Origin of the sequence: Streptomyces sp. NPDC057280 (assembly GCF_042668605.1) — a bacterium.
Taxonomy (GTDB): Bacteria; Actinomycetota; Actinomycetes; order Streptomycetales; family Streptomycetaceae; genus Streptomyces.
This window is the reverse complement of record NZ_JBHUYR010000003.1, coordinates 352,769-367,046: the sequence shown is the minus strand read 5'-3', so window position 1 is coordinate 367,046 and position 14,278 is coordinate 352,769. Positions and strand designations below refer to the sequence as shown.

General features: G+C 69.1%; 12 protein-coding genes. 4 read left to right on the top strand and 8 right to left on the bottom strand.

Annotated features, from left to right (window positions below):
• Positions 1-53: 53 nt before the first annotated feature.
• From ACFUO4_RS20220 to ACFUO4_RS20205, 4 genes are all read right to left on the bottom strand, one after another.
• Positions 54-1,178 carry a GuaB3 family IMP dehydrogenase-related protein gene (locus ACFUO4_RS20220; RefSeq protein ID WP_383486480.1) on the bottom strand — a complete coding sequence of 375 codons (1,125 nt, stop codon included), beginning with the start codon at positions 1,176-1,178 and terminating at the stop codon, positions 54-56.
• A gap of 105 nt (positions 1,179-1,283) precedes the next feature.
• Positions 1,284-2,789: an IMP dehydrogenase gene (gene guaB, locus ACFUO4_RS20215; RefSeq protein ID WP_079308629.1), complete on the bottom strand. Its 1,506-nt coding sequence runs from the start codon at positions 2,787-2,789 to the stop codon at positions 1,284-1,286.
• Positions 2,790-2,949: 160 nt separating this feature from the next.
• Positions 2,950-3,615, bottom strand: a complete 666-nt coding sequence (locus ACFUO4_RS20210; RefSeq protein WP_383486477.1) for a sigma-70 family RNA polymerase sigma factor — start codon at positions 3,613-3,615, stop codon at positions 2,950-2,952.
• 168 nt (positions 3,616-3,783) lie between these two features.
• Positions 3,784-4,395: a response regulator transcription factor gene (locus ACFUO4_RS20205; RefSeq protein WP_003948568.1), complete on the bottom strand. Its 612-nt coding sequence runs from the start codon at positions 4,393-4,395 to the stop codon at positions 3,784-3,786.
• Between the two features lie 382 nt (positions 4,396-4,777).
• On the opposite strand from ACFUO4_RS20205, the gene ACFUO4_RS20200 reads away from it, so the two are divergent.
• Complete coding sequence (locus ACFUO4_RS20200; protein WP_059192859.1) at positions 4,778-5,110, top strand: WhiB family transcriptional regulator; 333 nt, start codon at positions 4,778-4,780, stop codon at positions 5,108-5,110.
• Positions 5,111-5,162: 52 nt separating this feature from the next.
• Here the strand turns inward: ACFUO4_RS20200 and ACFUO4_RS20195 are convergent, their stop codons facing one another.
• Positions 5,163-6,071, bottom strand: coding sequence for a LysR family transcriptional regulator (locus tag ACFUO4_RS20195; RefSeq protein WP_383486474.1), 909 nt, complete (start codon positions 6,069-6,071; stop codon positions 5,163-5,165).
• An 82-nt stretch (positions 6,072-6,153) separates the two neighbouring features.
• Between ACFUO4_RS20195 and ACFUO4_RS20190 the strand changes: the two genes are divergently transcribed.
• The gene (locus ACFUO4_RS20190) at positions 6,154-6,843 is read left to right on the top strand and encodes an MOSC domain-containing protein (protein ID WP_383486471.1); all 690 of its coding nucleotides are present in this window, start codon (positions 6,154-6,156) and stop codon (positions 6,841-6,843) included.
• A 42-nt stretch (positions 6,844-6,885) separates the two neighbouring features.
• A complete protein-coding gene (locus ACFUO4_RS20185) occupies positions 6,886-7,659 on the top strand; it encodes an SDR family oxidoreductase (RefSeq protein ID WP_079308631.1) in 774 nt (257 codons plus the stop codon).
• Here the strand turns inward: ACFUO4_RS20185 and ACFUO4_RS20180 are convergent.
• Positions 7,622-11,143, bottom strand: a complete 3,522-nt coding sequence (locus ACFUO4_RS20180; protein WP_383486468.1) for a hypothetical protein — start codon at positions 11,141-11,143, stop codon at positions 7,622-7,624. The genes ACFUO4_RS20185 and ACFUO4_RS20180 overlap by 38 nt on opposite strands.
• A 73-nt stretch (positions 11,144-11,216) precedes the next feature.
• Here ACFUO4_RS20180 and ACFUO4_RS20175 point away from each other — a divergent pair, with 73 nt between their 5' ends.
• Entirely contained in the window at positions 11,217-11,921 is a 705-nt protein-coding gene (locus tag ACFUO4_RS20175; protein ID WP_383486465.1) for an ester cyclase, read from the top strand.
• Between the two features lie 74 nt (positions 11,922-11,995).
• Here the strand turns inward: ACFUO4_RS20175 and groL are convergent, their stop codons facing one another.
• The gene (gene groL / locus ACFUO4_RS20170; protein WP_079308634.1) at positions 11,996-13,621 is read right to left on the bottom strand and encodes a chaperonin GroEL; all 1,626 of its coding nucleotides are present in this window, start codon (positions 13,619-13,621) and stop codon (positions 11,996-11,998) included.
• Positions 13,622-13,751: 130 nt separating this feature from the next.
• Entirely contained in the window at positions 13,752-14,060 is a 309-nt protein-coding gene (gene groES / locus ACFUO4_RS20165) for a co-chaperone GroES (RefSeq protein WP_037749256.1), read from the bottom strand.
• Between the last annotated feature and the right edge of the window lie 218 nt (positions 14,061-14,278).

The window sequence follows — 14,278 nt, the reverse complement described above, 5'->3', positions numbered from 1 at the left end:
AAGGGCCCGCCCACCTCCCCGGTGGACGGGCCCTTCCCCATCGATCGCGGCGTCTACCGCTTGTGCTGCGAGTCCGCGACCGTCACCTCGACGCGCTGGAACTCCTTCAGCTCGCTGTAGCCGGTCGTGGCCATGGCCCTCTTCAGCGCGCCGAAGAAGTTCATGGAGCCGTCCGGGATGTGCGAGGGGCCGGTCAGGACCTCCTCGATGGTGCCGACGGTGCCGAGGTCGACCTTCTTGCCGCGCGGCAGCTCCTCGTTCACCGCCTCCATGCCCCAGTGGTGGCCGCGACCCGGCGCGTCCGTGGCGCGGGCCAGCGGGGAGCCCATCATCACGGCGTCCGCGCCGCAGGCGATGGCCTTGGGGAGGTCGCCCGACCAGCCCACGCCACCGTCGGCGATCACGTGCACGTACCGGCCGCCGGACTCGTCCATGTAGTCGCGGCGGGCCGCCGCCACGTCCGCCACCGCGGTCGCCATCGGGACCTGGATGCCCAGCACGTTGCGCGTGGTGTGCGCCGCGCCGCCGCCGAAGCCGACCAGGACGCCCGCGGCACCGGTGCGCATCAGGTGCAGGGCCGCGGTGTAGGTGGCGCAGCCGCCGACGATCACCGGGACGTCGAGCTCGTAGATGAACTGCTTCAGGTTCAGCGGCTCGTGCGAACCGGAGACGTGCTCCGCGGAGACCGTCGTACCGCGGATGACGAAGATGTCCACGCCCGCGTCGACCACGGCCTTGGAGAACTGCGCCGTGCGCTGCGGGGAGAGCGCGGCCGCCGTGACCACGCCGGAGTCGCGCACCTCCTTGATGCGCGCGCCGATCAGCTCCTCCTTGATGGGGGCGGAGTAGATCTCCTGGAGGCGGCGCGTGGCCGTCTCGGCGTCGAGTTCCGCGATCTCGTCGAGCAGCGGCCGCGGGTCCTCGTACCGCGTCCACAGGCCTTCGAGGTTCAGCACGCCGAGGCCGCCGAGCTCGCCGATGCGGATGGCGGTGGCCGGGGAGACGACCGAGTCCATGGGGGCGGCCAGGAACGGCAGCTCGAAGCGGTAGGCGTCGATCTGCCAGGCGATCGAGACCTCCTTCGGGTCGCGCGTACGACGACTCGGGACGACGGCGATGTCGTCGAAGGCGTACGCCCGGCGGCCGCGCTTGCCGCGCCCGATCTCGATCTCAGTCACGTGTGTGGCCTTTCCCTGATGCGTTGCAGCGCCTTCCAGTATCCCCGACGCATACGACAAGGGCGGCCCCGGATGCTCCGGGACCGCCCTCGTGAGGCCTGGCGACTACTTGCGGCTGTAGTTCGGCGCCTCGACCGTCATCTGGATGTCGTGCGGGTGCGACTCCTTCAGGCCCGCCGAGGTGATCCGGACGAACCGGCCGTTGTCCTGGAGCTCCGGGACGGTGCGGCCGCCGACGTAGAACATCGACTGGCGCAGACCGCCGACCAGCTGGTGGACGACCGAGGAGAGCGGGCCGCGGTAGGGCACCTGGCCCTCGATGCCCTCGGGGACGAGCTGCTCGTCGGAGGCGACGCCCTCCTGGAAGTAGCGGTCCTTGGAGAAGGACTTGCGGTCGCCGCGGGACTGCATCGCGCCGAGCGAGCCCATGCCGCGGTACGACTTGAACTGCTTGCCGTTGATGAACAGCAGCTCGCCCGGGGACTCCTCGCAGCCCGCGAGCAGCGAGCCCAGCATCACGGTGTCGGCGCCCGCGACGAGCGCCTTGGCGATGTCGCCGGAGTACTGCAGGCCGCCGTCGCCGATGACCGGGACCCCGGCCTCCTTGGCGGCCAGCGAGGCCTCGTAGATGGCGGTGACCTGCGGGACGCCGATGCCGGCGACGACGCGGGTCGTACAGATGGAGCCCGGACCGACACCGACCTTGATGCCGTCCACACCGGCGTCGATGAGCGCCTGGGCGCCGTCACGGGTGGCGATGTTGCCGCCGATGACGTCCACGCGCGTGTGGTTGGACTTGATCTTGGCGACCATGTCGCCGACCAGCCGGGAGTGGCCGTGCGCGGTGTCGACGACGATGAAGTCGACGCCCGCCTCGATCAGCGCCTGGGCGCGCTCGAAGGCGTCACCGGCCACGCCCACCGCGGCACCGACGAGGAGCCGGCCCTCGGCGTCCTTGGCGGCGCTCGGGTACTTCTCGGCCTTGACGAAGTCCTTGACGGTGATGAGGCCCTTGAGGACGCCCTCGTCGTCGACCAGCGGAAGCTTCTCGATCTTGTGCTTGCGCAGCAGCTCCATGGCCTCGACGCCGGAGATGCCGACCTTGCCGGTGACCAGCGGCATCGGCGTCATGACCTCGCGGACCCGGCGGGAGCGGTCGCTCTCGAAGGCCATGTCGCGGTTGGTGACGATGCCGAGCAGCTTCTTGCCCGGGTCGGTGACGGGGACGCCGCTGATGCGGAACTTGGCGCACAGCGCGTCGGCCTCGGCGAGCGTGGCGTCCGGGTGCACGGTGATCGGGTCGGCCACCATGCCGGACTCGGAGCGCTTGACGAGGTCGACCTGGTTGGCCTGGTCCTCGATGGAGAGGTTGCGGTGCAGTACGCCGACGCCGCCCTGGCGGGCCATCGCGATCGCCATGCGCGACTCGGTGACCTTGTCCATGGCGGCGGACAGCAGCGGGATGTTCACCCGCACGTTCTTGGAGACGTACGAGGCGGTGTCGATGTCGTCGGGAGCCATGTCCGACGCGCCCGGCAGCAGCAGCACGTCGTCGTAGGTCAGCCCGAGCGTCGCGAATTTGGCGGGCACTCCGTCGACGTTTGCAGTCATGACACCTTCCCCAATGGCCTTGATCGGTGCGGATGTCCATGCTAACGGGAAGGAAGGGTCCCGAATTCCACGGTTCCGTCCGGCTACCGGCTTCGTATCTTCGTACGGAACCGAGGCAGGGCCTGTTCACCGAAGCCACAAAGCCACAAACACGCGGGCCCTACTGCTCGGCCAGCGCCCGCAGCCTGCTCAGCGCACGGTGCTGCGCCACGCGCACCGCGCCGGGTGACATTCCCAACATCTGTCCCGTCTCCTCCGCGGTCAGCCCCACCGCGATCCGCAGCAGCAACAGCTCCCGCTGGTTCTCGGGGAGGTTGGCCAGCAGCTTCTTGGCCCATTCGGCGTCACTGCTGAGCAGCGCCCGCTCCTCGGGCCCGAGCGAGTCGTCGGGCCGCTCCGGCATCTCGTCCGACGGCACCGCCGTCGAGCCGGGGCCCCGCATCGCGGCACGCTGCAGGTCGGCGACCTTGTGAGCGGCGATGGCGAACACGAAGGCCTCGAAGGGCCGGCCGGTGTCCCGATAACGCGGCAGCGCGAGCAGCACCGCGACACAGACCTCCTGCGCGAGGTCCTCCACGAAATGACGCGCGTCACCGGGGAGCCGGGACAGTCGCGTACGGCAATAGCGCAGCGCCAGTGGGTGGACATGGGCGAGCAGGTCGTGAGTCGCCTGCTCATCCCCGTCGACGGCGCGATGGACAAGCCCACCGATCACCGTCGTCTCGTCCTCGCGCATCGGTCCATGGTGCCCTGCGGCCGATTCATCCGTGGCACCGCGTCCGATGTTGTGCACCGAAGCGTTATGAGCAGGTGCGCCGGAACTCATCCCCTGCGCCCTCCCCTTCCGCTCGACCGACTCGTCCCCGAGAGACTCCACACCTCAAGGATGCGGCATCCGCCACGAAACAAGCACCCGCGCCCCAAAGGGGCGCGGGGAACTGCGCGACCAGCCACGAACGACCCGCACACGGCAACGGCCTACTGGACCGAGCTCTTAGCGAACCAGACCCCACCGGAACCCAAGAGCGACGGCATGCGCCCGGTCAGACGCACCCAGCTTCTTGAACAACCGCCGAGCATGCGTCTTCACGGTGTCCTCCGACAGGAACAGCTCCCGCCCGATCTCCGCGTTGGACCGCCCGTGGCTCATTCCTTCGAGCACCTGGATCTCACGCGCGGTGAGCGTGGGCGCCGCCCCCATCTCGGCGGACCGCAGCCGCCGCGGGGCCAGTCGCCACGTGGGGTCGGCCAGCGCCTGCGTCACCGTGGCCCTCAACTCGGCCCGGGAGGCGTCCTTGTGGAGGTAGCCCCGCGCCCCGGCGGCGACCGCCAGGGCCACGCCGTCCAGGTCCTCCGCGACGGTGAGCATGATGATGCGCGCACCGGGGTCGGCGGACAGCAGCCGCCGTACGGTCTCGACGCCGCCCAGTCCGGGCATGCGTACGTCCATCAGGATCAGGTCCGAGCGGTCGGCGCCCCAGCGGCGGAGGACTTCCTCGCCGTTGGCCGCGGTCGTCACGCGCTCGACGCCGGGCACGGTCGCGACCGCGCGGCGGAGCGCCTCTCGGGCAAGCGGGGAGTCGTCGCAGACGAGGACGGATGTCATGGCCGCCCTCCGCAGCTGATGCACGTCACCTTGAGCCTCCAGGCTGGTACGAAATCGTCACCTGTGCGGTCGACCGTCTCGGACGCCTGCCCGAGCACTTCTAGCTTCAACCGCCTCCGCACTCTCAACGACGGTCACTCGAAAGAGTTACGGGGCTGTGCGCCGTCTTCGGCACTCTACGTGAGGGTGCGGACACGGTGCAGACATGCGCGGCGGACCCACAACGTTTCATCACAACCGGTGCCCCATTCGGCCCCATTTCTTCCCATTTACTGGTGTCTGAGGCTAGATTCGCAATGAGTCATATTTTCATCTCCTTAGATCGTAGATGTACGGTCGTGGACACCGTATCCGCCACAGAACGGCTACAAGGGGTCACGCAATGGCAGATTTCTCCCGCCTTCCCGGACCGAACGCGGACCTGTGGGACTGGCAGCTCCTTGCTGCCTGCCGCGGGGTCGACAGTTCGCTCTTCTTCCATCCGGAGGGAGAGCGCGGTGCGGCGCGGAGTGCTCGTGAGAACTCGGCCAAGGAGGTCTGCATGAGATGCCCGGTGCGCGCGCAGTGCGCGGCGCACGCGCTGGCGGTGCGAGAGCCGTACGGCGTGTGGGGCGGGCTGACCGAGGACGAGCGCGAGGAGCTCATGGGCCGGGCGCGCAACCGCCTGGTGACGGCGTCGTCGTCGAGTGGCGGGCACGCCGCCTCGAACAACTGAAGGAACGTTTCTTCAAAACGGGCACGCGCACGCGTGCCTGTTTGCTGTCCCCTTACGGCTGCTTGCGCCCCGCCGCCCGCTCCAGCTGGTCCAGCGTCGCCGCCACGGCCGGCACCTGGGCCAGGTCGGGCAGGGTCAGCGCGACGATCTCCCGGCGCACGGCCGGTTCCAGGGTGACCGTGCGCGCACCCCGGGGCCGTACCGACTCGATGGCGAGCTGCGGCAGGACGGCGACGCCCAGACCTGCGCCGACCAGGCCCACCACCGCCGGATAGTCGTCGGTCGCGAAGTCGATCCGGGGCGTGAAGCCGGCGCCCTCGCACACCTCCACCAACTGGCCGCGGCAGCGCGGGCATCCGGCGATCCAGGGCTCGCGCGCGAGTTCCCCGATGGCGACGGACCCGGCCCGCGCGAGCCGGTGCCGCTCGGGTACGAGGGCGACGAGCCGGTCCCGCAGCAGGGGCCGTACGACGAGGTCGTCCCATTCGTCACCGCCGCCCGCGGCGCCCGCGTACCGGAAGGCGAGCGCGATGTCGCAGTCGCCCTCTCGCAACATCTCGACGGACTGCGGCGGTTCGGCCTCCTCCAGGGAGACGCGGGTGCCGGGGTGCGCGGCGCGCAGGGCGGCGAGGGCGGTGGGGACCAGGGTGGAGCTGCCGCTGGGGAAGGAGACCAGCCGCACCCGGCCGGCGCGCAGCCCGGCGATGGCGGCGACCTCCTCCTCGGCGGCGGTGAGCCCGGCGATGATTCCGGCGGCGTGCCGGACGAGTGCCTCTCCCGCCTGGGTCAGCCGCATCTCGCGGCCGCTGCGGATGAGCAGCGGGGTGCCGACGGACGCCTCCAGGGCCTTCATCTGCTGGCTGACGGCGGGCTGGGTGCAGCCCAGCTCGCGGCCGGCGGCCGAGAAGGAGCCGGTGGCGGCGACGGCACGGAGAACGCGCAGGTGACGGGCTTCGATCACCTTTCGAGGATAAGCCAGTCTTTGATACGACGCCGAATAATGCGTAGCGGCTTTGACGACGGGACGCCTACCGTGCCGTTCCATGAAGCTTCTGTCGGTGAATCTGGGCCGGGCCAAGGCCGTGTCGTACACGGACCACCCGGAGGGGCTGACCGGGATCGACAAGCAGCCGGTGGCGGCGCCGGTGCGGGTGGCGGCGCCCGGGCCGAAGGGCATCGGGGGCAGCGGGCTCGCCGGGGACGACGTGTGCACGCGGCAGCATCACGGCGGGGACGACCAGGCGGTGTACGCGGTGGCGCGCGAGGACCTGGACGACTGGGAGCGCGAGCTCGGGCGTTCGCTGGCCAACGGTGCCTTCGGGGAGAACATCACCACCCTCGGTCTGGACGTGTCCGGGGCGCTGATCGGTGAGCGCTGGCGGATCGGGCCCGAGGTGGTGCTGGAGATCACCAGCGCGCGGATTCCGTGCGCGACCTTCCAGGGGCACGTGGGTGAGCCCCGGTGGGTGAAGCGGTTCACCGCCAAGGGGGCGCCGGGGGCGTATCTGCGGGTGATCGAGCCGGGCGAGTTCCGGGCCGGGGACCCGGTCGAGATCGTGCACCGGCCCGACCACGACGTGACGGTCGCGCTGTCCTTCCGGGCGACGACCACCGAGCGGGCCCTGCTGCCCCGGATGCTCGCCGCGGGGGACGCGCTGCATCCGGAGGTGCTCCGGTCGGCGCGCGAGTATGTGGAGAAGTACGGGGAGAGGTACGCAGAGCGCGGGGCCTGACGGCAGTCGGAGGCTGTCGGTCCGGGTCACTAACCTTGCGCCATGACAACGGCATTGATTACGGGATCGACCGCGGGCATCGGTGCCGCGTTCGCACGGCGGCTGGCGGCTGACGGGCACGACCTGGTGCTGGTGGCCCGCGACACCCGGCGGATGCGCGAGCAGGCCACCGAACTGCACGACCGGCACGGCGTGGAGGTGGAGGTCCTCACCGCGGATCTGGCGACGGACGACGGCATCGAGTCGGTCGCCGACCGGCTCTCCGACCGCCGCCGCCCCGTCGACCTGCTGGTCAACAACGCCGGCTTCGGCAACAAGGGCCGCTATCTCGACGTCTCCATGGCCGACGAGCTGCGGATGCTCAAGGTGCACTGCGAGGCGGTGCTGCGGCTGACGTCGGCCGCGGCGGAGGCCATGCGGGAGCGCGGGCGGGGCGGTGTCGTCAATGTCGCGTCCGTGGCCGCCTTCGTGCCGCGCGGGACGTACGGCGCGTCCAAGGCGTGGGTCGTGCAGTTCACGCAGGGCGCGGCCAAGGATCTCGCGGGCAGCGGGGTGCGGTTGATGGCGCTGGCGCCCGGGTTCGTGCGCACCGAGTTCCATGAGCGGGCCGGGATGGGGACGGACAACATCCCGGGGTGGATGTGGCTCGACGCGGACAAGCTGGTGGCGTCCGCGTTGCACGACCTCGCGCGGGGGAAGACGTTGTCGATCCCCGACCCCCGGTACAAGGCGCTGATGGGCGTGGTGAAGGTGGTGCCGCGCGGACTGCTCGGCGGGATCAGCTCAAGGACGGGGCGGAAGTACGGGCCTCAGTAGGCCTCCCTGCCTCGGGTCCCGGTCGCTGCATGCGTTCCGTGGTCTCCCCGCCCCCTTGCCACCCTTCGATCGCACGAATGGCGATGGACGCGAGACCGGGATCGAAGTCCAGCAGGTCCGGAAGGCATTGCGGCCACCAGCCGTGATGAAGAGCCTGGGCGAGGTGAACGCGTGCCGCGGGGGCGGTCGCGCTGCGAGCGAGAGCCAAGTACGCCTGCGCTGTCTCCCTGTCGGCCCGGATGTTCTCGGTCAGCTTTTCGGCCCGTTCCCCTTGACCGTGGCGCAGGTAGGCTGCAACAAGTGCGACCTGCGCCGCGGCCTTGGCCGAGGGGCTGAGGAGCTTCTCCACGAGCTCCTCCGCTCGCGCGAAGTTCCCGATCGCCACCAGGGCTTCCAGCAGGTCACGGGTATCGGCACCCGCGGTCAGCCGTCGTGCAGCGAGGACCTCGGCCTGGTCCGTCTGGATCCGGGCGGCGTCCATGTCTCCGCTGCGGGCCAGAGCCCGAGCCAAGGCCGCGGCGGCCTGCACGGAAGGCATGCTCCTCGCGTGTCTCTCGGCCTCCACGAGGTGCGGCACGGCTTCTTCCGCCCGGCCGCTCGCCACCAGGTCGTACGCGATCTCCGCCAGAGCCCACGCATCCGGCCCTTGTTGCTGCCCTCGGGCCAGCTCGACGGCCCGTTCGTGCTCTCCTGCTCCGGCAAGGGCTACGGCCGTGACGAAGGGGAGTCGGCTCCGGCTGAGGCTCAGGGGTATGCGTGCGATCCTCTCCGCGTCGTCGAACCTACGGTGGACAACCATGGCTTGGGCGATCTCCACCCAGATCCGCTCCTGTGCGTGTGCGTCCTCGGCCCGCTCCGCGAGTGTTTCGGCACGCGTGAGGAGATCTGCATCGGCCTGAGCACGTGCCAGCAGAACCGTCAGCTCTCGACGTACCGGTGCGAGCGCCGCCCAACGGGCGGGCAGCGTCGCGAGGTCGCCCTCAGCACCGTTCAGGAGAGAGCGGGCCGCCTGGCCAAGTCCGGCTCCGGCCAGCGCCGACGCCACCGTGAAGGTGGCACGGAGTCTCGCCGGAAGGCTGACGGACCCGCGTGCCAGATTCTCGGCCTCGACGAGGACGCTGCGGGCCCGCTCCGGTAATCCGACCTCGGACAGTTCGGTGGAGATCCGGACCAGCGGGTCGATGGAGCCGTCTTCCTCGGCCAGCATCCCGCCGATCCGCAAGGCGTCATCCGCCTCGCCTGCCCTGATCTTGGCCAGAGAGATCTCAAGAAGCGCTTCGGACAGACATCGGTCCTCCGTGATGAGGCGAGCGACTCGAAATGCCTGATCCACATCGCCGACTCGGGAGAGCTGAGCAGCAGCGGCGGCAGCGCCCGCGGAAAGGTGGGGTCCGTCGGGCAGCAGACGCAGCAACGACTTGGCATCATCCGTGTGTCCGGACCGCGCGCTCTCGGCCACTGTCTTCGCCAGGACTTCGAAGCGCCACTCGTCCGATGTGATGCTGTGAACGTGTTCCAGCGCCGTCCGCACTTCTCCGGCCGCCGCGATCAAGGGGACGAATTCCGCGGGATTGACGTAGTGACGGATGGAGATCGCTTCTTCGATCAGCAGTCGTGCGGACTCGAAGCGCTTCATCCGGTGCTGGACCACTGCGAGCCGTGCCAGCGCCAGTTTTCTGACAGTCGGTGAGGCAGCCGTACGGGCAACGGTTTCCGCGTCAGAGGCATGGCCGCATTCGGCCAGGGCCACGGCCAAATAGATCGGCTTTCTCTCGGCGAACCGCAGTGTCGTGGCCAGTCCTTCCACACGAGCGCGTTCCCCCGCGCGCACCAGGCGGCCCACGATCCAATGGGCCGCCTGGGAACTGACCTGGACTCCGTCGAGGCCGGCTGCCAGCTCTTCGGCACGTTCGTATTGAGCTACCTGTAACAGTGCCAAAAAGACCCGCACGAGTACGCGTGAACGGGACACCTCGTCCATCTCCTGACGGGCCATCTCCGCGACCTCGTCCAGTACGCGCACGGCTTCGGTGCCCGTGAGCCGCTCTCCGACCTCGACGAGCGCGAGCGCGCGCTCGCGCTTGTCCGGCAGACTTCGGGCCACTGCTTCCCCCCGGCCCGGCTCCCCGGCACGCACCCATGCCGCAGGGACGGCAGGGGTGACCCCGGAAACCCGCTCCTCCAGCGCGTTTCGATGAACAGCGAGCTCAAGCGCCTCGCCGAGTCGCCCGGCACCTTCCTCGATGATCAGGCTGCTCGCATCCCTGATCTCGGCAAGAGCGAGGGAGTCGCTCCCGGACGCATAGAGCAAGCGGTCGTGCCGCTCACGGTCGGTGGCACACAGAATGACCCGGCCGATCGCGCGGTGGGCACGCAGCATCTGGAAGTAGCCCCGCAGAAGATAGGCAGGGGTGTTCGGTGGCCAACCTCCGGCACGGTATTCGTCGAACCAGTCGTGCAGACGCTGCCGATAGGACTCGACCGCCGCCGGCCCCAGCATGTCTGCCGCCTGTTCCTGAAGTTCCTCGTGGGCGAGAAGATGAACAGGCTCACCGGGAGTGCCGAGCGGTTGGATCTCGCGCACCACGAACGTCCTGCCCGCTCTGGCCCGGAGGATGTCCTTGATCCCGTAGTCGGTCTCGTTCGACAGGTGCGCCAACTCGGCCGTGGTGAGACCACCTTCCGCCGCGACCACGAATCCCAGGAGGTCACGCGCTACCCGGTTCTCGTCCAGAAACGCTTTCAGTTCCCTCTCCGCTTCGGTACGGACCGCCTGCGCGTACCTCGAGGGGATCAGGCGGTGTACACATCGCGGGTCACGCAGCGGGTGGTCCTGCGGTACGTCGGTGGGCAGCGGCGGATTGAGCCGACCGGAGACGATGACGCGCATACCGCTGTCCGCACGCGGTGGAAGGATGCCCGCGATGCTGTGGGCATCCGGCCCGGTGGTGACGCCCCGGTCCTCGTCCAGGCCATCGACCAACAGCACTAATCGCTCGCCACGCTCACGACAGATTCGTGCCGCCTGGCCGTACAGACGTAGCAAATGGGCATCGCGTGTCGCGTCCGTCAGATGCGCCGGCAGGCTGTCCCCGGCCAACTCCGCCAGCTGTTCCAGAACGACATCGCCGAAGGCCACCACATCGTTCTGCGCCCGCCACCGAGCGGTGACGAAGAACGGCACGATCCGCACGCGCGGGGGTGGGTGAAGGGCGAACCATGCCATGAGCGCCGTCTTGCCCGCCCACGCCTCGGCCCGCCACCAGCCGTATGCGGGGCCTTCGTCCTCGTCCGGGTCACAGAACCTGGCGAGTTCCTCCAACTCGCTTTCCCTGCCCATGATTTCCACCGGCGCGATACGGCGTACCTGTTCCCAGTAGGCCGAGCGCACCGCGGGTCGCAACACCAGGCTGTTGTTGTCCCCCGTGACCGCCAGGCCGATGTCCCCGCCCGCCGAGACGGACCGCTCCCCCCGCGCCTCCATGGGCTCATGATGCCAAAGAGGGGGAGAATGGTGCCGTACTACCGGACCCTGGGGGGCCGGAGGCGAGAGTGCCATGACCTTCGTACAGCTCATCGACTGCAGGACCAGCCGGTTCGACGAGATGAACCAGCTGATGGACAGGTGGGTCGAACAGACCAAGGGGAAGCGGACCGCGACGCACGACGTCGTCGGCAAGGACCGCTCGGACGCCTCGCACTTCATCGAGATCGTGGAGTTCCCGTCGTACGAGGAGGCGATGCGGAACTCGAACCTGCCCGAGACGGACAGGATCTTCCAGGAGATGGTCGCTCTCTGCGACGAGATGCCGACGTTCACGGACCTCGACGTCGTACGGGACGAGCAGCTGTACGCCGCCACGGCCCGGCGCTTCTTCGAGGCGCTGGCCGGGCGCGAGGTGCCGTCGTTCGACGGGCTGCTGATCGAGGACTACCACGATCATGATCCGGCCAACGAGCAGGACGTGATCGGACTGGACGCGGTGCGCAGCGAGGTCGAGATGTGGAAGAGCGGCTTCGACTTCGACTTCACGATCGACGATCAGCTGGCCCAGGGCGACCGTGTGTGCACCCGGTGGACCTGGCACGGCACGCACACCGGGGACTTCATGGGGATCCCGGCCACGGGGAAGCGGGTGTCCATGACGGGCACCACGATCCACCGGTGCGCTCCCGACGGGAAGATCGCCGAGGGATGGTGGCAGTACGACCGGCTGGGGCTGATGGGGCAGCTGGGTGTGCTGGACGACCTGGAGCAGTAGCGGGTGCGCGGGTGCGGGAAAGCCCCCGGTCCGCTGGGCGCGGGCCGGGGGCTTTCCGTCAGGCGTGCGAAGCCTCAGTGGGAGTGGCCGTGGGAGTGACCCGCGGCGGCCGGCTCCTCCTCTTCCTTCTTCTCGACGACCAGGGTCTCGGTCGTGAGCAGGAGGGAGGCGATGGAGGCGGCGTTCTCCAGGGCGGAGCGGGTGACCTTGACCGGGTCGATGACGCCGGCCTTGACCAGGTCGCCGTACTCGCCGGTCGCGGCGTTGAAGCCCTGGCCCTTGTCGAGCTCGGCGACCTTGGAGGTGATGACGTAGCCCTCCAGGCCGGCGTTCTCGGCGATCCAGCGCAGCGGCTCGACGACGGCGCGGCGGACGACCGCGACACCGGTGGCCTCGTCGCCGGTCTTGCCCAGGCCGTCCTCCAGCACCTTGGCGGCGTGGACGAGCGCGGAGCCACCACCGGAGACGATGCCCTCCTCGACCGCGGCGCGGGTCGCGGAGATGGCGTCCTCCAGACGGTGCTTCTTCTCCTTCAGCTCCACCTCGGTGGCGGCGCCGACCTTGATCACGCACACGCCGCCGGCCAGCTTCGCGAGGCGCTCCTGGAGCTTCTCGCGGTCCCAGTCGGAGTCGGTGTTCTCGATCTCGGCCTTGATCTGGGCGACGCGGCCCACGACGTCCTCGGAGTTGCCGGCGCCGTCGACGATGGTCGTGTCGTCCTTGGTGATCGTGACGCGGCGGGCGGAGCCCAGCACGTCCAGACCGGCCTGGTCGAGCTTGAGGCCGACCTCCTCGGAGATGACCGTGGCGCCGGTGAGGACCGCCATGTCCTGGAGCATCGCCTTGCGGCGGTCGCCGAAGCCGGGGGCCTTCACCGCGACGGCGTTGAAGGTGCCGCGGATCTTGTTGACGACCAGGGTCGACAGGGCCTCGCCCTCGACGTCCTCGGCGATGATCAGCAGCGGCTTGGAGGCGCCGGCCTGGATGACCTTCTCGAGGAGCGGCAGCAGGTCCTGGATCGAGGAGATCTTGCCCTGGTTGATCAGGATGTACGGGTCGTCGAGGACGGCCTCCATACGCTCCTGGTCGGTGACGAAGTACGGGGACAGGTAGCCCTTGTCGAAGGCCATGCCCTCGGTGAAGTCCAGCTCCAGACCGAAGGTGTTGGACTCCTCGACGGTGATGACACCGTCCTTGCCGACCTTGTCCATCGCCTCGGCGATGAGCTCGCCGACCTGCTGGTCCTGGGCGGACAGCGCGGCGACGGCGGCGATGTCCGCCTTGTCGTCGATCGGACGGGCGGTGGCCAGAAGGTCCTCCGACACGGCGGCTACGGCGGCGTCGATGCCCTTCTTCAGCAGCGCCGGGGAGGCACCCGCGGCGACGTTCTTCAGGCCCTCGCGGACCAGCGCCTGGGCGAGCACGGTGGCGGTGGTGGTGCCGTCACCCGCGATGTCGTTGGTCTTGGTCGCCACCTCCTTCACCAGCTGCGCGCCGAGGTTCTCGTACGGGTCCTCGATCTCGACCTCGCGGGCGATCGTGACACCGTCGTTGGTGATGGTGGGGGCGCCGAACTTCTTGTCGATGACGACGTTGCGGCCCTTGGGGCCGATCGTCACCTTGACCGTGTCGGCCAGCTTGTTGACGCCGCGCTCGAGGGCGCGACGGGCGTCCTCGTCGAACTTCAGGATCTTCGCCATGGGAGCGGTTCAGCCCTCTCGGAAAACGTGGGTGAAACGAACTGCGCCCCGGACGCCCGGCTTCATAAGGACGCGGGAACCCGGGGCGCAGCTCACAAGCAAAAGGTGCTTCGGTAAGGAAGCGGGTGAATTACTTCTCGATGATCGCGAGCACGTCGCGGGCCGAGAGGACGAGGTACTCCTCGCCGTTGTACTTCACCTCGGTGCCGCCGTACTTGCTGTACAGCACGATGTCGCCGACGGAAACGTCGAGCGGAAGACGGTTACCGTCCTCGAAGCGGCCCGGGCCCACGGCGAGGACGACGCCCTCCTGGGGCTTCTCCTTCGCGGTGTCCGGGATGACCAGGCCAGAGGCCGTGGTCTGCTCGGCGTCGAGCGGCTGGACCACGATGCGGTCCTCGAGCGGCTTGATGGCAACCTTGGAGCTGGCGGTCGTCACGATCCGACCTCCCCCTTCGGAGATCTCACGGGGTTAACTGTCTGAGGTGGCGACCAGGTCGATCCGTCGTCGCGGGTGCCGGACCTGCCCGTCGCTATTGGCACTCTCCAGGGGGGAGTGCCAGACCTGAGACTATGACCGTGATTAGCACTCGGTCAAGCGGACTGCTAATCGCGTCCCTGCATCGGACCGCTCGGCACGGCTCAGAGGCAGTCCCT